We start from the raw sequence: 15,522 nt of genomic DNA, 5'->3' as shown, positions 1-15,522 counted from the left end.
AACGGAGACCACCCTCATGAGTTCGGACCGCATCCCCCGCCACGCCACCAAGATCGTTGCCACGCTCGGTCCGGCGTCCAGTACCCCTGAACTGCTCGAGCAGATGATCCTGGCCAAGGTCAGCGTGGTGCGGCTCAACTTCAGCCACGGCACGGCGCAGGACCACATCGACCGCGCCGCCATGGTGCGCGAAGCCGCCCGCAAGGCGGGCCGCGAAGTGGCCATCATGGCCGACTTGCAGGGCCCGAAGATCCGTGTCGGCAAGTTCGCGCAGGGCAAGGTCTGGCTGGAGCCCGGTGCCAAGTTCGTGCTCGACGCATCGCGCACCGAACTCGGCGACGTCGACGCCGTGGGCCTCGACTACAAGGATCTGCCGCGCGACGTGAAGCCCGGCGACCGGCTGCTGCTGAACGACGGCCTCATCGTGCTCACGGTGGACGCGGTAAGGGGCGAGGCGGTGCACACCACCGTCAAGCTCGGCGGCGAGCTGTCGAACAACAAGGGCATCAACAAGCAGGGCGGCGGCCTCACGGCGCCCGCGCTGACCGCCAAGGACATGGAAGACATCAAGACCGCGATGAGCTTCCAGGCCGACTACGTGGCCGTGAGCTTTCCCAAGAACGCCACCGACATGGAAATGGCCCGCCAGCTGTGCAACGTGGCGGCCGCCGAATACGGCCACAAGCCGGGCATGATCGCCAAGATCGAGCGTGCCGAGGCCATTCCCAAGCTCGAGGAGATCCTGCGCGCCAGCGACGGCATCATGGTCGCTCGCGGCGACCTCGCCGTTGAAGTCGGCAACGCCGCCGTGCCGGCGCTGCAGAAGAAGATGATCCGCCTGGCGCGCGACATGGACAAGGTGGTCATCACCGCGACCCAGATGATGGAGTCGATGATCACCAACCCCGTGCCCACGCGCGCCGAGGTGAGCGACGTGGCCAACGCCGTGCTCGACGGCACCGACGCCGTGATGCTCTCGGCCGAGACCGCGTCGGGCCGCTACCCGCTCGAGACCGTGCAGGAGATGAGCCGCATCTGCGAAGCCGCCGAGGCCGCCGAAGACAAGACGCTCGACGCCGACTTCAGCGGCAAGGCCTACAGCCGCATCGACCAGTCGATCGCCATGGGCGCGCTGTTCACCGCCCACCACCTGGGCGCCAAGGCCATCGTGGCGCTCACCGAGTCGGGCTCCACCATGCTGTGGATGAGCCGCCATCGCGCGCACATCCCCATGTACGCCCTGACCTCGCGGCTGGCCACGCAGCGCAAGCTGGCGCTGTACCGCAACGTGCGTCCGCTGCTGATGGATTCGGAGAGCGACCGCGACACCGCGCTGCTGCAGGCCGAGAACCACCTGAAGAAACGCGGCATCGTGCAGAGCGGCGACGTCTACGCCATCACCTGCGGCGAGCCGATGGGTGCCCCGGGCGGCACCAACATGCTGAAGATCTGCCGAGCGAGCTGACGGCCCCATTCGGGAAACACCGCGGAACCGGCTTTGCCGGGCCGCTGGTGTTGCCCCCTGCAAGGGGGTTGGCGTAGCGACACGAAGTGCGCGAAGCCTGGGGGTTGCCTATTTCTAGCCGTTGCGGAATAGGAAGCTGTAGGCATTGAGGGCGGGTACGCCGCCCAGGTGCGCATAAAGCACTTTCGAGCCGGCCGGAAATTCGCCGAGCCGCACCTTCTCGATCATCCCGTGCATCGACTTGCCTTCGTACACGGGGTCGGTCAGCATGCCTTCGAAGCGTGCGCACAGGCGGATGGCTTCCAGCGTGCCGTCGTTCGGCAGCCCGTACTCGGGGCCGCCGAAGCGGCGGTCGAGCACCACGTCCTTGTCGGTGATGTCGCGGCCCAGTTCGACGAGTTCGGCCGTGTTCTTCGCGATGCGCACGATCTGCTCGAAGGTCTGCTGCGGCTTGGCCGAGGCGTCGATGCCGATCACGCGATCGGCCCGGCCGTCGTCCGCGAAGCCCACGACCATGCCGGCCTGCGTGCTGCCGGTGACCGAGCAGACGACGATGTAGTCGAACCTGAAGCCGAGCGCGGCCTCCTGCTGGCGCACTTCCTCGGCGAAGCCGACGAAACCCAGGCCCCCGCGCGGATGCTCGGAGCAGCCCGCTGGAATCGGAAACGGTTTGCCGCCGGCCTTGCGCACGTCGCTCATGGCTTCTTCCCAGCTCTTGCGGATGCCGATGTCGAAGCCGGCGGCGTCCAGCCGCACGTCGGCGCCGAGGATGCGCGACATCTCGATGTTGCCGACCCGGTCGTACACCGCGTCGGAGTAGTTGACCCAGTTCTCCTGCACCAGCACGCACTTCAGCCCGAGGTGCGCGGCCACTGCGGCGACTTGTCGGGTCTGGTTCGACTGGATGCCGCCGATCGAGACCAGCGTGTCGTAGCCGCCTTCGAGCGCCTCGGGAATCAGGTATTCGAGCTTTCGCGTCTTGTTGCCGCCGAAGGCCAGGCCGCTGTTGCAGTCCTCGCGCTTGGCGTAAAGCTCGACCTTGCCGCCGAGGTGGGCGCTCAAACGCTTCAGCGGATGGATCGGCGTGGGGCCGAAGGTCAGTGCGTGGCGGGGAAACTTCTTCAGGTTCATGGCGGCTCCAGGAGGTTGAAGCCTTGAATCGTAGGAAGAAGGGCTCGCAACGTGCTTGCGAAGTTCGCTGGATTCATCGACTAAAAAAAGGCACGATGACCGGAACGAAATCTTTTGAGCCGATAAAGCAGGCATGAGCACAACAAAATTGCGTTCTCCTCTGGAGCTCGATCGCACCGACCGCGCCATCCTGCGTACCCTGCAGCGCGATGCGTCGCTCTCCAACGTCGCGCTGGCAGCCAGGGTGAACCTGAGCGCAGCCGCCTGCCTGCGGCGCGTGGAGCGGCTCAAGGAGGCGGGGCTCATCAAGGGCATGGTCGCGCTGCTCGACCCCGACGCGCTCGAACTCGGCATGCTCGTGATGATCGGCGTGGTGCTCGACCGCTCCACGCCCGACTCCTTCGCCGATTTCGAGAAGGCGGCGCAGAAGGTCTCGGGTTGCCTCGAGTGCCATGTGGTCACGGGCGAGTTCGACTACTTCATGCTCGTGCGCACGCGCGACAACGACAGTTTCAACCGCCTGCACGCCGAGCAGCTGCTGTACTTGCCGGGCGTGCGGCAGATCCGCACCTTCGTCGTGCTCAAGCAGGTGCTGTCGACCACGCAGCTTCCCATCTGACGAAACCGCGGCGCGCGTGCGTGCGTACTGGTGCGATGACCTTTCCCTTTTTTGCTTCGCTGCGGCAGCGCCGCGGCGTTTTCGTCACCGCCGTCTCGATCGGCGCCGCCGCCGTGCTGTCGGCCTGCTCGCCGGTCAAGGTGCTCAACGGGCTGGTGCCCGGCGACACCTACCGGTTCCAGGGCGGCCTGGCCTACGGCAAGGCGCCGCGCCAGGTGCTCGACGTGTACCAGCCGCTGCCGTCCACCGTGCCGGCGACGGGGGCGCGCCCGCTGGTGGTGTTCTTCTTCGGCGGCACCTGGACGAACGGCGACCGTGCAAGCTACAAGTTCGTCGGCGAGGCGCTGGCCGCGCGCGGCGCGGTGGTGGTGGTGCCCGACTACGGCCTGTCGCCGGCCTTCACCTACCCGGTGTTCGTGCGCGACAGCGCGCTGGCCGTCAAGTGGGCGCTCGACCACGCCGCGCAGCTCGGTGCCGACCCGAAGCAGGTCTACGTGATGGGGCACAGCTCGGGCGGCTACAACGCCGCCATGGTGGCGCTGGACGATCGCTGGCTCGGCGAGGTGGGGGCCAGCCCCAGGCAGCTCGCGGGCTGGATCGGCCTGGCCGGCCCCTACGACTTCCTGCCCATCGGCGACCCGCAGGCGCAGGCCGCGTTCAACTGGCCGGACACGCCGCGCGACTCGCAGCCGCTGGCGCATGCGTCGGCGGCGTCGCCACGGGCCCTGCTCATGGCGGCGTCGAAGGACAAGCTCGTCTATCCCGACCGCAACACCGGCCGGATGGCCGCCGCGCTGCGCGAAGCCGGCGTGCCGGTGGATGTGAAACTGTTCGACAACCTGAGCCACGTGACGCTGATCGGTGCGTTCGCCAAGCCCATCCAGTGGCTGGGCGGCCCGGTGCTGCCGCCGGTCCTGGACTTCATCGGGTTGACGTCAGTGCAGTCCGACAAGGGCCCTCGGTAGAATTGCGGTAGTTTTCTCTCGTCTTTCCGCCTTCTTCTTTCCCCAATTCCCGCGAGGTATTTCTCCATGGCACTCGTCTCGATGCGCGAACTGCTCGACCATGCCGCAGCCAATGGCTACGGCATCCCGGCCTTCAACGTCAACAACCTCGAACAGGTCCAGGCCGTCATGGAGGCCGCCAAGGAAACCGGCGCCCCCGTCATCCTGCAAGCCAGCGCAGGTGCCCGCAAGTACGCAGGCGAAGCCTTCATCAAGCACCTGATCCAGGCCGCCATCGAGCAGTACCCGAACATCCCGCTGGTCATGCACCAGGATCACGGCCAGAGCCCCGCCATCTGCCAGGGCGCCATCGACCTGGGCTTTTCGTCCGTGATGATGGACGGCTCGCTGCACGAAGACGGCAAGACCCCCGCTTCGTTCGACTACAACATCGACGTGACGCGCAAGGTCGTGCAGCTGGCGCACAAGGTCGGCGTGACCGTCGAAGGCGAACTGGGCTGCCTGGGTTCGCTCGAGACCGGCATGGCCGGCGAGGAGGATGGCATCGGCGCCGAAGGCGTGCTCGACCACTCCGCGCTGCTGACCGACCCCGAGGAAGCCGCCCAGTTCGTGAAGGCCACGCAGCTCGACGCGCTGGCCATCGCCATCGGCACCAGCCACGGTGCCTACAAGTTCACCCGCAAGCCCACCGGCGACATCCTGTCGATCCAGCGCGTGAAGGAAATCCACGCCCGCCTGCCCAACACCCACCTGGTGATGCACGGCTCGTCGTCGGTGCCGCAGGACCTGCTGGAAATCATCCGCAAGTACGGCGGCAACATGAAGGAAACCTACGGTGTGCCCGTCGAGGAAATCCAGGAAGCCATCAAGTACGGCGTGCGCAAGATCAACATCGACACCGACATCCGCCTGGCGATGACCGGCGCGGTGCGCAAGTTCATGGCCGAGAACCCCGAGAAGTTCGACGCCCGCGAATGGCTCAAGCCCGCGCGCGAAGCCGCCAAGCAGATCTGCAAGCAGCGCTACATCGAGTTCGGCTGCGAAGGCCAGGGCCCGAAGATCAAGGGCGACACCCTGCAGGTGGTCGCGGCCAAGTACGCCAAGGGCGAACTGGCACAGGCCGTGATCTGACACACCCGGGCGATTCGAAGGCCACCGTTCGCGGTGGCTTTTTTCTGCGCGCACAATCCGCTTTCACCGTCATTCCGTCTCCCCTGTTTTCCACCGCACCAGCCCCATGACCACCGTCCACACCTCCTCCATCCAGAGCCTGCCCCTGCTTGCGCGCGGCAAGGTGCGCGACAACTACGCCGTCGGCGAAGACCGCATCCTGATGGTCGCGAGCGACCGGCTCAGCGCCTTCGACGTGATCATGGGCGAGCCCATTCCCGGCAAGGGCGAGATCCTCACGAAGATGGCGCTCTGGTGGTTCGACCGCCTCGGCCAGATCTGCCCCAATCACCTGACCGGCGACGCGCCCGAGAGCGCGGTCACCGAGGCCGAAGTGCCGCAGGTCACCGGACGTTCGATGCTGGTCAAGCGCCTGAAGCCGATTCCGGTGGAAGCGGTGGTGCGCGGCTACCTCGCCGGCAGCGGCTGGAAGGAATACCAGGAAAGCCGTTCGGTCTGCGGCGTGCCGCTGCCCGAAGGCCTCACCAACGCCAGCAAGCTGCCGCGCCCGATCTTCACCCCCGCGGCCAAGGCCGCCGCCGGCGAGCACGACGAGAACATCAGCTACGAGCGCGTGGTGGAAATCGTCGGCCCCAAGCTGGCGCAGCAGATCCGCGAGACCAGCATCGCCATCTACGAAACCGCCGCGCAGATCGCGCTGGCCAAGGGAATGATCATTGCCGACACCAAGTTCGAATTCGGCCTCGACGAGGCCGGCACGCTGGTGCTGATGGACGAGGTGCTCACGCCCGACAGCTCGCGCTACTGGCCGGTCGAAGGCTACGAAGCCGCACTGGCCGCCGGCACCAACCCGCCGAGCTACGACAAGCAGTTCGTGCGCGACTGGCTCGAGGCCACCAAGATCAACGGCAAGCCCTGGGACAAGACGCCGCCGGCGCCGCGCCTGCCGGCGGAAGTCATAGAGAAGACGGCCGCCAAGTACCGCGAGGCACTGGAACGGCTCACGGGCTGATCGCCCGGCGACTCTGTTCTCCGAACACAGCAAAAGACCGGCCGAGGCCGGTCTTTTGCGTTTCAGCGGCCGCCGCTGTTCAGCAGCGCCACGGTGCGCCCGCGCGCATCCAGCAGCGCCAGCCGGCCCGGTCCGGCCAGGCTGTAGCTGGCCGTGCTCTGCAGCGCGGCGATGAACTGCGCTTCGTTGGCGCCGCGCGTGGGGTCGAGGCAGGCCATGCGGGTCGAGGCCATCTGGCCGATCTTCAGCGTGCTGCCGCTGCGCGTGAAGGTGCCCGAGATGCGGTTGCAGCCGCCCGAGCCGCTCACGCGGCCGCTGCTGCGGTCGAACTGCAGCTGTGCGTCGCTGCCCGGTGCGATGGGCTCGTCGCCCAGCTGGACGAGGCGCCAGGCCGGGCCTTCGATCGGCTCGTCGAGGCTGATGCCGCTTCCGCAGGCTGCCAGCAGCGCGCCCAGCAGGGCGGCGAATACGGGCAGCGCGGTCCGGCGGGCGGGGCGGGCAAGGCGGGCGAAGGAACGCATGGCCGGTCTTCCTTTTCAATCTGCAACAAGTTGAATCGGGCGTGATCGTATTCGACGGCGCGTGGCTCGCCAATGCCGCGCCGCGCGCGGGCGACGGCCATGAAAAAAGCGACCCGCAGGTCGCTTTCGGTGTGCAGGCCGCTTTGCGGCCGGTCAGCTCAGCACCACGCTGCTGAGCCGGCGGCGGTAGGTGGCCACGACCGGATCGTCCGGCGGGATCTGCCCGTCGGCCACCTTCACCTTCGGCGGCTCGATCACGTCGAGGATCGCGATGTAGGTCTTGCGGGCGAGGTCCTCGCTCCAGGTCTTGTCGCGCATCAGGATGTCGAGCAGCTCGTCCATCGCGTCCGTCCAGCGCTGCGCCGCCATCAGCAGGCGGGCGCGGCCGAAACGGGCGTCGAAATCGCGCTTGTTGGCGGTGATCCTGCTGTCGAAATCGGCCAGTGCGGGCGCCGCACCTGCGGGAGGCGCTGCGAAATCGATAGCGTCCATCCAGCGCTGCAGTGCATCGAAGCGGCGCACCAGCGTGGTCTTGGCGATCACCGGCGCAAAGGCGACCTTGGCGTCGTCGATGCGGCCTTCCTGCAGCAGCAGCTTGACGTAGTCGAAGCAGGCGTCGTCGTTGGCCGGGTCGGTGGCTACGGCATGCTGCAGCTTCTCGAGCGCACCTTGCGTGTCGCCGCCGGCCAGCGCCTCCTGCGCGGCTTCTTCCTGGGCAGCGGCCTCGGCCTCGTCGGCGCCGGGCACGTGCTTGTCGAGGAATTCGCGGATCTTCTCGGCCGGAATGGCGCCGACGAAGCCGTCCACCGGCTGGCCGTCCTTGAACATCACGCAGAACGGGATGCTGCGCACGCCGAACATCTCGGACAGCTGCGACGAGATCTGCGGCACCTTGTCGGCGTCGAGCTTGGCCAGCGTGAAGCGTCCGGCGTACTCGACCTCGAGCTTTTCGAGCACCGGCCCGAGCTGCTTGCAGGGGCCGCACCATTCGGCCCAGATGTCCAGCAGCACGGGTGTGCCGACGGAGCCTTCGATCAGTTCGGCCTGGAAATTTTCGAGAGTGATGTCGATCATCGGAACCAACTGAGGGTGAAACGTAAAATTGAAACCATGAACGAAACCATTCAGGTCGGTGTAGTGATGGGCTCGAGCTCCGATTGGGAGACGATGCGCAACGCGGTCGAGATTCTCCAGCAATTCGGAATCAGCCACGAAGCAAAGGTGGTCTCGGCCCACCGGATGCCCGATGCCCTCTTTGCGTATGCCGAAAGCGCAGCCGGGCGCAGGCTCACCGCGATCATCGCGGGCGCGGGCGGCGCGGCCCACCTGCCGGGCATGCTGGCCTCGAAGACCACGGTGCCGGTGCTCGGCGTGCCGGTGGCCAGCCGGCATCTGCAGGGCGTCGATTCCCTCTACAGCATCGTGCAGATGCCCAAGGGCGTGCCGGTGGCCACCTTTGCCATCGGCAACGCCGGCGCGGCCAACGCGGCGCTGTTCGCGGTGTCGATGCTGGCGGTGAACGACCCGGCGCTGCGCGCGAAGCTCGACGCCTTCCGCACGGCGCAGACCGCCGCCGCCGAAGCCATGACCCTGCCGCCGGCCCCCGCGGGCGAGGCCGCCCCTGTGTCTCCTTTCTCGCCGCAAGGCGGAGGTGCCCTGTGAGCAGCAACAATGCCGACCTGCCCATCCTTCCGGGCGCCACGCTCGGCGTGCTCGGTGGCGGCCAACTGGGGCGCATGTTCGTCCACGCCGCCCAGCGCATGGGCTATTTCACGGCGGTGCTCGACCCCGACGCCGACAGCCCCGCCGGCCGGGTGAGCCACCACCACATCCACACCGACTACAGCGACGTCGACGGCCTCGCCCGGCTGGCCGGCCTGGCCGACGCGGTGACCACCGAGTTCGAGAACGTGCCCGCGCCGTCGCTGGAGCATCTGGCCGTGGCCCGTCCGGTGTCGCCCGCCGCCCCGGCCATCGCCATCGCGCAGGACCGCATCGCCGAGAAGGCCCACTTCACGCGCTGCGGCGTGCCCTGCGCGCCCTATGCCGCCATCGAGACCGCGGCGCAACTCGCCGCCGTCGACGACAGCCTGCTGCCCGGCATCCTGAAGACCGCGCGCCTGGGCTACGACGGCAAGGGCCAGCAGCGCGTGAAGACGCGCGCCGAACTGGTCGAGGCCTGGCAGGCCACCGGCTGCGTGCCCTGCGTGCTCGAGAAGATGCTGCCGCTCGAATTCGAGTGCTCGGTGATCCTGGCGCGCGGCCGCGACGGCCAGGTGGTGCACTTTCCGCCGCAGCGCAACCTGCATCGCGACGGCATCCTGGCCGTGACCGAGGTGCATCCGCAGAACATGCCCAAGACGGTGGCGCAGGGCGCGGTCAACTCGGCGAAGAGCATCGCCAACGGCCTGGGCTACGTCGGCGTGCTGTGCGTCGAATTCTTCGCGCTGGCCGACGGTTCGCTGGTGGTCAACGAGATGGCGCCGCGTCCGCACAACAGCGGCCACTACACCATGGAAGCCTGCGACGTGTCGCAGTTCGAGCTGCAGGTGCGCACCCTGGCCGGCCTGCCGCTGGCCGCGCCGCGCCAGCACAGCCCCGCGATCATGCTCAACCTGCTGGGCGACCTGTGGTTCCAGGAAGGCGCCGACAAGCCCGTCACGCCGCGCTGGAGCGAGGTGCTCGCGCTGCCCGGCGCCCATTTGCACCTCTACGGAAAGATGGAGCCGCGGCGCGCCCGCAAGATGGGCCACCTGACCTTCACCGGCGCCACGCTCGAAGCGGTGCGTGCCACCGCATCGCAGGCGGCGCTGCTGCTGGGCCTGCCGGCGGTGACCACCGCCGACGTCGCATGATCCTGGACGGCCGTTCGCCCGAAGGCATTGCCGAGGCGGCGCGCCTGCTGCGCGCGGGCGGGCTGGTCGCCTTTCCGACCGAGACGGTCTACGGCCTGGGCGCCGACGCCACCAGCGACACCGCCGTGGCCGGCATCTTCGAGGCCAAGGGCCGGCCAGCGGACCATCCGCTGATCGTGCACGTGGCCGCCGGCATCAAGGGCACCGAGGCGCTGTCGCGCTTCGCGCAGCCGCTGCCGCCGTTCGCCCAGAAGCTGGTGCAGGCCTTCTGGCCCGGCCCGCTCACCCTGATCGTCACGCGCCAGCCCGGCGTGGGCGCGGCGGCCGCCGGCGGGCAGGACACCATCGGCCTGCGCTGCCCGTCGCATCCGGTGGCGCAGGCGCTGCTGCAGGCATGCGCCGAGCAGGGCGTGCCCGGCGTCGCGGGGCCCAGCGCCAACCGCTTCGGCCGCGTGAGCCCGACCACGGCGCAGCACGTGCAGGACGAGTTCGGCGACACGATCCCGGTGCTCGACGGCGGTGCCAGCGAGGTGGGCATCGAGTCGACCATCGTCGACTGCAGCCGCGGTGCCCCGGTGCTGCTGCGGCCCGGCGCGATCACGCGCGCACAGGTCGAGGCCGCCTGCGGCGAGAAGCTCGCCGACCGTGAAGTGCTCGAAACGCCCGACCCGCGCGCCTCGGGCACGCTGGAGGCGCACTACGCGCCCGACGCCAAGGTGCGGCTGATGGACGCCAAGGCGATCCAGACCGGCCTCGACGTGCTCGGCGCCAACGCCGCGCACATCGCGGTGTGGACCCGCGCCGCGATGCGCAGCCGCTCGCAGCGCCTGCTGCTGCGCCGCATGCCCGACGATGCCGCGGCGACCGCGCAGCAGCTCTTTGCGGTGCTGCGCGAGTTCGACGCGCAGGGCGTCAAGCTGATCTGGGTCGAGACGCCGCCGGACACGCCCGAATGGGAAGGCGTGAAAGACCGGCTGCAGCGCGCATCGATGGCCTGACCCCCAGGCTTCGCGCACTTCGTGTCGCTGCGCCAACCCCCTTGCAGGGGGCAATACCGGCGGCCCGGCAAAGCCGGTTCCGCGGTAGTGCTGGCTGCTGGAAGGGGCTGGCCTTCGCTTATTGCATTGTTCAGCCGCCTGCCGCCAACACGCCCTGGAAGAAGCCGCGCGCGGAAGCCAGGCAGAACGGCGGCGCGAGCGTGCCGTGGTACGCCAGCGTGACCGCCTGGGCCTTGTCGGTCGCGCTGCCCGGGGTGTTCTGCGCCAGCAGCGACTTGGCCTGCGCGAAGCCGGCGCGTGCGGCCGAATAGGCGTCGATCGCGGCGGAATCCTCCAGGTCCACCACCGTCAGCGCGGCGGCCTGCACGCCCTTGGCGCGGAAGTAGCCGGCGGTGGCGCGGGTGCTGACGAAGTTCACCGTCGGGTCGTTGGCGCCGCCGCACATCAGCATCGGCCGGGCCGGCACCCAGTTGCGCAGGTCGTTCGCCACGGCCGCCTTGCGGAAGCCCGTGGATGGCGTGCAGTTCAGCGGCGTGGCGGAGCCCAGCGACGCCGCGGTCGGTGGCAGCGCATTGCCGGGGCAGGGGTTCGACTGGATGTCGCCCGCCGCCTGCGTCAGGAAGCTCTGGCGGATCAGGTTGTTGTCGCCGTAGAAGATCGCGAGCTGGGCGTTGATCGGCCCCGGCGTGGCGTTCGCCGGGAACAGCGCCAGCTGCGGCAGCTTGCCCGAGGTGAACAGCGTGTCGGGCGTGAGGCTCGGCAGCAGCGTGTCGATGCCGCTGGCGTACTGGGTTTCGTAGATGTCGGTGGTCGCGTTGTAGACATTGCCGAACTGCTGCTGCCAGCTGGTCGACAGCAGCGGCACGAACAGCGTGGCGCCCAGCGCCGGCCAGCCCTGGTAGGTGTAGTCGGTCAGCAGGCTGATGGCAGAGGGCGCCGACAGCGGCGCCGATGCCGTCACCGTCTTGCCGGTGGCCTGCATCTCGCGGTGCGCCGCCATGGCCACGTAGCCGCCCTGCGAATAGCCGGTGATGAACAGCGAACCGGCGTCGTTCGCGCCGATGCCCGAGAAGGTCTTGCGTGCCGCGGTGAGCGCGTCGACCATGTCCTTGCCCTGCTGGTCGCCGTCCAGGTAGGGGTGGTAGGGCAGCGTCGACTTGTCGTAGCCCGCGTAGTTGGGCGCCACCACGATGTAGCCCTGTGCCGCGAACATGGCCGCGATCATCAGGCCCTCGCCGGCGGCCGCCTGGGCACTGTCGGTCCACTTCGCGAGGTTGTAGCTGCGCGCCGCGGTGGTGCCGTGCGCGTACAGCACCACCGGCCGCTGGCCGCTGCAGGCCACGTCGCTGCCCGAGGGCACCATGATCGCGGCGGTGGCGTTGGTGGCCTCGTTCTTCGCGCCGATGGTGCGGTACTCGAGCGCTCGCACCTCGACACCGCACTTGGGCGCACCGGCAATCTGCAGCAGCGTCTTGCCCTGCGCGGTGGCCTGCAGGCTGGCGTTGAACTGGTCGGCCGAGAGCTTGGCCGTCTGTTCCGGCGGATTGGTGACGACCGAGCCGCGTCCGGTGTCGGCCACGGGCGGCGGAAAGCCTGTTCCGATCCCGATTCCGATGCCGCCACCCCTCCGCCGCCACCGCCGCCGCAGGCCGCGAGCAGCGCCGTGGTGCCCGCGAGGGCCGCCAGCTGTTTCAGCCGCGCCGGCGAGGCGATGCGGGCGAGCGGGGCGAAGGGAATCCTTGTTTTCTGCACGGGGTTGTCTCCTGCGTGTGGATGAAACTGGAATCGAACGAGCGTCCGATTCTGTTCAGCCGCACAGCCCCGCGCAATGGCAGTTCGCCTACAGAACGCGCCGGGCAGGAGGCCCCGGCACCGCGCGAGGCCGTTCAGTTGTCCTGCGAGGCCCAGTCGACCAGTGCGTCGAGGGCCGCGCGCGCCGCGACCGCGTTCTCGCCGTTGGCGATGGCCACCACCACGTAGCGCCGGCCGCTCGCGCCATCCACGAAGCCGGCCACGCCCGCCGCGTCGCGCAGCGTGCCCGTCTTCAGATGGGCAGAGCCGCCCGAGCGCAGCGCGCGCCGCTTGAGCGTGCCGTCCACGCCCATGGCGGGCAGGGAGGACATCAGCTCCGGCATGACCGGCGAACGCCACGCGACCTGCAGCATCCGGCCGAGCGCGGCCGCGCTGATGCGCTCGTCGCGCGACAGGCCCGACCCGTTCTCGAACACCGGCTGCGCCTCGCCCGTGCCGATACGCTCGCGCCACCATTGGCCCATCGCCGTGCGCGAGGCCTCGAAGGTGCCGCGGTTCTTCTGCGCCAGCCCGATCGTGAGGAACACCTGCTGCGCCATCACGTTGTTGCTGTACTTGTTGATGTCGCGGATCACCTCGGCCAGCGGCGGCGACTCGAACTCGAACGCCGGCTTCAGCTCGGCCGGCACGCGCCCCTCGCGCATCTGGCCGCCGACGCGTCCGCCCATCTCTGCCCACATGCCACCGATGGCACGCATGGCGTAGGTGCGCGGGTCGCCGTAGGCCACGGCCCAGCTCTTCTCGCCGCAGCTGGCGGGCAGGCCGCCGTTGAAGCGGATGCGGTTCACGTCGGTGAAGTCGGCACGCAGCGAGGTGCGCCAGTCGCCGCATTCGCCGGGCACCAGCGGCACCGTCTGCGGCATCGCCACGCTGGCCAGCGGGGGCTCGTAGCTCACGCGCGCGATCTGGCCGGCGCGGTCGGGCGCAAAGCTCATGTTGACCGACTTGAAGTTCACCAGCAGCGCGTCGGGCGAGGCGTTGTAGGGGCGCAGCGGCTCGCCGTCGAAGGCGCCGGGGTCGCTCTCGACCGTGGTCTCGAAGGCGCTGCGGTCGATCACGATGTCGCCGCTCACGGTGGTGATGCCGAGCCCCTGCACGTGGCGCAGCAGCAGCCACATGCGCTCCAGCACCAGCTTGGGGTCGCCCTGGCCCTTGATGTACAGGTTGCCGTTGAGCACGCCGTTGTTCACGGTGCCCTCGACGTACACCGGCGTGGTCCAGCTGTAGGCGGCGCCGAGCATGTCGAGCGCCGCGTAGGTGGTGACCAGCTTCATGATCGACGCCGGGTTCACCGGCACCTGCGTGCGCCAGGCCAGGCGCGGCTGGCGCGTGCCGTCGGCCTCGGCCACCAGCATGGTGACCGAATCGCGCGGCACCTTGGCGCGGGCGAGGGCGGCGTCGACCTGGGGAGGGAGGGCCTGGAGAGCTTGCTGGGCGAAGGCGCCGGCCGAAGCCAGCGTCGAGAGAGTCAATGCGCAGGCGGCGCGGCGGAAGGCAAAGGGCATCCGGCCATTATCCCGACGCGGGCTGCGCGGGGAACGACGGTGCGAACACGCGCAGCCGCGCGTGGTACAGCAGCATCACCGTCTTGGCGTCGGCGATGTGTCCGTCTGCCACCATGGCCAGCGCCTCGTCGATGCCGAGCTCGAGCACCTCGATGTCCTCGCCTTCCTCGGCCAGGCCGCCGCCCGCGCCGATGCGCATCGAGGGCTCGTAGGGCGCGATGAAGAAATGCAGCTTCTCGGTGACGGAGCCCGGGCTCATGAAGCACTCGAACACCTTCTGCACCGCGCCGAGCCGATAGCCCAGCTCTTCCTCGACCTCGGCGCGGATGCGCTGCTCGGGCGCCGCGTCGTCCAGCAGGCCGGCCGCGGCCTCGATCATCAGGTCGTCATGGCCGTTGACGAAGGCCGGGTAGCGGAACTGCCGCGTCAGCAGCACGGTGCGTTGCGTGAGGTTGTAGGCCAGCAGCGTGGCGCCGTTGCCGCGGTCGTAGGTTTCGCGGTGCATGCGCTGCCATTGGCCGTCGTTGCGCCGCCAGTCGAAGGCGGTGGTACGCAGCGTGTACCAGTGGTCGGAAAGCAGGGTGACTTCGTGCACCCGGACGCGGTCCTGCAAGGTCATGGGTGACGAGCATATGTGCATATTCATGCAATAACAAGAAAATTCGTGCAACTGCGCGTCGTCACCGATACCATTGCCCGATGCTCACCCGCCAGCGCAAGCAGCACATCCTGTCGGTCCTCCAGCGCGACGGCCATGTCGTGGCGAAAGCGCTCAGCGACGAACTCGGCCTCTCGGAAGACACCATCCGCCGCGACCTGCGCGAACTGGCGGCCGAGGGCCTGCTTCAGCGCGTGCACGGCGGCGCACTGCCGGTCGCGGCGGCCGAAGCCGACCTGGCGGGCCGCCAGCAGCTCGTGCCCGACGAGAAGGTGGCCATCGGCCGCGCCGCCGCCCGCCTGGTGAGGCCGGGCCAGGTGGTGTTCATCGACGGCGGCACCACCGCCGTGCAGCTCGCGCGCCACCTGCCCAAGAACCTGCGGGCCACGGTGGTCACGCACAGCCCGCCGGTCGCGGCCGAGCTGGTATCGCACGCGGCCGTCGAGGTCGTGCTGATCGGCGGGCGTCTCTTCAAGCATTCGATGGTGGCGGTCGGCGCGGCGGCCATGGCGGCCATCGCGCGCATCCATGCCGACACTTACTTCATGGGCGTCACCGGCGTCCATGCCGAAGCCGGGCTCACCACCGGCGACATGGAAGAGGCCGAGATCAAGCGTGCGCTGATGGCCGCGGCGGCCGAGACGGTGGTGCTGGCGTCGTCCGAGAAGCTGGGCGCGGCCTCGGCCTGGATGGTCAACCCGGTGGGCGCGGCGGCGAGCCTGCTGGTGTCGCCCGACGCGCCGGCCCAGGCGCTGGCGCCGCTGCGCAAGGCCGGACCGGCGATCCTGCGGGCAGGACCGGACGGCGCGGACAAGGCCGGCGGCTGATTCGCCCACCGCCGGCGCGGCCG

15 protein-coding genes are annotated in these 15,522 nt (G+C 69.0%); 9 read left to right on the top strand and 6 right to left on the bottom strand.

Annotated features, from left to right (window positions below):
- Window positions 1-16: 16 nt before the first annotated feature.
- Window positions 17-1,465, top strand: a complete 1,449-nt coding sequence (pyk, locus tag AACL56_RS01405) for a pyruvate kinase (RefSeq protein ID WP_339088052.1) — start codon at window positions 17-19, stop codon at window positions 1,463-1,465.
- A 114-nt stretch (window positions 1,466-1,579) separates the two neighbouring features.
- Here the strand turns inward: pyk and AACL56_RS01400 are convergent, their stop codons facing one another.
- Window positions 1,580-2,596, bottom strand: a complete 1,017-nt coding sequence (locus tag AACL56_RS01400; protein ID WP_339088051.1) for a 1-aminocyclopropane-1-carboxylate deaminase — start codon at window positions 2,594-2,596, stop codon at window positions 1,580-1,582.
- 133 nt (window positions 2,597-2,729) lie between these two features.
- On the opposite strand from AACL56_RS01400, the gene AACL56_RS01395 reads away from it, so the two are divergent.
- From AACL56_RS01395 to AACL56_RS01380, 4 genes are all read left to right on the top strand, one after another.
- Window positions 2,730-3,215, top strand: coding sequence for an Lrp/AsnC family transcriptional regulator (locus AACL56_RS01395; protein ID WP_339088050.1), 486 nt, complete (start codon window positions 2,730-2,732; stop codon window positions 3,213-3,215).
- Between the two features lie 35 nt (window positions 3,216-3,250).
- Complete coding sequence (locus AACL56_RS01390) at window positions 3,251-4,180, top strand: alpha/beta hydrolase (protein WP_339088049.1); 930 nt, start codon at window positions 3,251-3,253, stop codon at window positions 4,178-4,180.
- Between the two features lie 66 nt (window positions 4,181-4,246).
- Window positions 4,247-5,311: a class II fructose-bisphosphate aldolase gene (gene fba, locus AACL56_RS01385; protein WP_339088048.1), complete on the top strand. Its 1,065-nt coding sequence runs from the start codon at window positions 4,247-4,249 to the stop codon at window positions 5,309-5,311.
- A 106-nt stretch (window positions 5,312-5,417) separates the two neighbouring features.
- Window positions 5,418-6,323 carry a phosphoribosylaminoimidazolesuccinocarboxamide synthase gene (locus AACL56_RS01380; protein ID WP_339088047.1) on the top strand — a complete coding sequence of 302 codons (906 nt, stop codon included), beginning with the start codon at window positions 5,418-5,420 and terminating at the stop codon, window positions 6,321-6,323.
- 62 nt (window positions 6,324-6,385) lie between these two features.
- On the opposite strand, the gene AACL56_RS01375 is transcribed toward AACL56_RS01380, so the two are convergent.
- Together AACL56_RS01375 and AACL56_RS01370 are read right to left on the bottom strand one after the other, a co-directional pair.
- Entirely contained in the window at window positions 6,386-6,844 is a 459-nt protein-coding gene (locus tag AACL56_RS01375) for an META domain-containing protein (RefSeq protein WP_339088046.1), read from the bottom strand.
- Between the two features lie 153 nt (window positions 6,845-6,997).
- Window positions 6,998-7,918: a tetratricopeptide repeat protein gene (locus AACL56_RS01370; RefSeq protein ID WP_339088045.1), complete on the bottom strand. Its 921-nt coding sequence runs from the start codon at window positions 7,916-7,918 to the stop codon at window positions 6,998-7,000.
- A gap of 36 nt (window positions 7,919-7,954) precedes the next feature.
- Here AACL56_RS01370 and purE point away from each other — a divergent pair, with 36 nt between their 5' ends.
- Genes purE through AACL56_RS01355 form a run of 3 tightly spaced genes read left to right on the top strand, consistent with a single transcriptional unit; the run spans window position 7,955 to window position 10,697 of the window.
- A complete protein-coding gene (gene purE, locus AACL56_RS01365) occupies window positions 7,955-8,506 on the top strand; it encodes a 5-(carboxyamino)imidazole ribonucleotide mutase (RefSeq protein ID WP_339088044.1) in 552 nt (183 codons plus the stop codon).
- Window positions 8,503-9,699: a 5-(carboxyamino)imidazole ribonucleotide synthase gene (locus AACL56_RS01360; protein ID WP_339088043.1), complete on the top strand. Its 1,197-nt coding sequence runs from the start codon at window positions 8,503-8,505 to the stop codon at window positions 9,697-9,699. Before purE ends, AACL56_RS01360 begins: the two co-directional genes overlap by 4 nt.
- Window positions 9,696-10,697 (top strand): L-threonylcarbamoyladenylate synthase, encoded by a 1,002-nt coding sequence (locus AACL56_RS01355; protein ID WP_339088042.1) that lies wholly within the window; start codon window positions 9,696-9,698, stop codon window positions 10,695-10,697. The genes AACL56_RS01360 and AACL56_RS01355 overlap by 4 nt, the downstream gene beginning before the upstream one ends.
- A gap of 130 nt (window positions 10,698-10,827) precedes the next feature.
- Here the strand turns inward: AACL56_RS01355 and AACL56_RS01350 are convergent, their stop codons facing one another.
- The 3 genes from AACL56_RS01350 to AACL56_RS01340 all read right to left on the bottom strand — a co-directional run bounded on the left by AACL56_RS01350 (window position 10,828) and on the right by AACL56_RS01340 (window position 14,633).
- Window positions 10,828-12,276: an alpha/beta hydrolase family protein gene (locus AACL56_RS01350; RefSeq protein ID WP_339088041.1), complete on the bottom strand. Its 1,449-nt coding sequence runs from the start codon at window positions 12,274-12,276 to the stop codon at window positions 10,828-10,830.
- Window positions 12,277-12,583: 307 nt separating this feature from the next.
- Window positions 12,584-14,014: a D-alanyl-D-alanine carboxypeptidase/D-alanyl-D-alanine endopeptidase gene (gene dacB, locus AACL56_RS01345; protein ID WP_339088040.1), complete on the bottom strand. Its 1,431-nt coding sequence runs from the start codon at window positions 14,012-14,014 to the stop codon at window positions 12,584-12,586.
- A gap of 7 nt (window positions 14,015-14,021) precedes the next feature.
- Window positions 14,022-14,633: a GDP-mannose pyrophosphatase gene (locus AACL56_RS01340; RefSeq protein WP_339088039.1), complete on the bottom strand. Its 612-nt coding sequence runs from the start codon at window positions 14,631-14,633 to the stop codon at window positions 14,022-14,024.
- Window positions 14,634-14,713: 80 nt separating this feature from the next.
- Between AACL56_RS01340 and AACL56_RS01335 the strand changes: the two genes are divergently transcribed.
- Window positions 14,714-15,499, top strand: a complete 786-nt coding sequence (locus tag AACL56_RS01335) for a DeoR/GlpR family DNA-binding transcription regulator (RefSeq protein WP_339088038.1) — start codon at window positions 14,714-14,716, stop codon at window positions 15,497-15,499.
- Window positions 15,500-15,522: the final 23 nt, after the last annotated feature.

This window comes from Variovorax paradoxus, from assembly GCF_902712855.1.
Classification (GTDB): domain Bacteria; phylum Pseudomonadota; class Gammaproteobacteria; order Burkholderiales; family Burkholderiaceae_C; genus Variovorax; species Variovorax paradoxus_Q.
This window is presented reverse-complemented; position numbering and strand designations above follow the sequence as displayed.

Coding starts and splice junctions, on each gene's coding strand:
- pyk (WP_339088052.1), top strand. CDS start 17: ATGAGTTCGGACCGCATCCCCCGCCACGCCACCAAGATCGTTGCCACG.
- AACL56_RS01400 (WP_339088051.1), bottom strand. CDS start 2,596: ATGAACCTGAAGAAGTTTCCCCGCCACGCACTGACCTTCGGCCCCACG.
- AACL56_RS01395 (WP_339088050.1), top strand. CDS start 2,730: ATGAGCACAACAAAATTGCGTTCTCCTCTGGAGCTCGATCGCACCGAC.
- AACL56_RS01390 (WP_339088049.1), top strand. CDS start 3,251: ATGACCTTTCCCTTTTTTGCTTCGCTGCGGCAGCGCCGCGGCGTTTTC.
- fba (WP_339088048.1), top strand. CDS start 4,247: ATGGCACTCGTCTCGATGCGCGAACTGCTCGACCATGCCGCAGCCAAT.
- AACL56_RS01380 (WP_339088047.1), top strand. CDS start 5,418: ATGACCACCGTCCACACCTCCTCCATCCAGAGCCTGCCCCTGCTTGCG.
- AACL56_RS01375 (WP_339088046.1), bottom strand. CDS start 6,844: ATGCGTTCCTTCGCCCGCCTTGCCCGCCCCGCCCGCCGGACCGCGCTG.
- AACL56_RS01370 (WP_339088045.1), bottom strand. CDS start 7,918: ATGATCGACATCACTCTCGAAAATTTCCAGGCCGAACTGATCGAAGGC.
- purE (WP_339088044.1), top strand. CDS start 7,955: ATGAACGAAACCATTCAGGTCGGTGTAGTGATGGGCTCGAGCTCCGAT.
- AACL56_RS01355 (WP_339088042.1), top strand. CDS start 9,696: ATGATCCTGGACGGCCGTTCGCCCGAAGGCATTGCCGAGGCGGCGCGC.
- dacB (WP_339088040.1), bottom strand. CDS start 14,014: ATGCCCTTTGCCTTCCGCCGCGCCGCCTGCGCATTGACTCTCTCGACG.
- AACL56_RS01340 (WP_339088039.1), bottom strand. CDS start 14,633: ATGACCTTGCAGGACCGCGTCCGGGTGCACGAAGTCACCCTGCTTTCC.
- AACL56_RS01335 (WP_339088038.1), top strand. CDS start 14,714: ATGCTCACCCGCCAGCGCAAGCAGCACATCCTGTCGGTCCTCCAGCGC.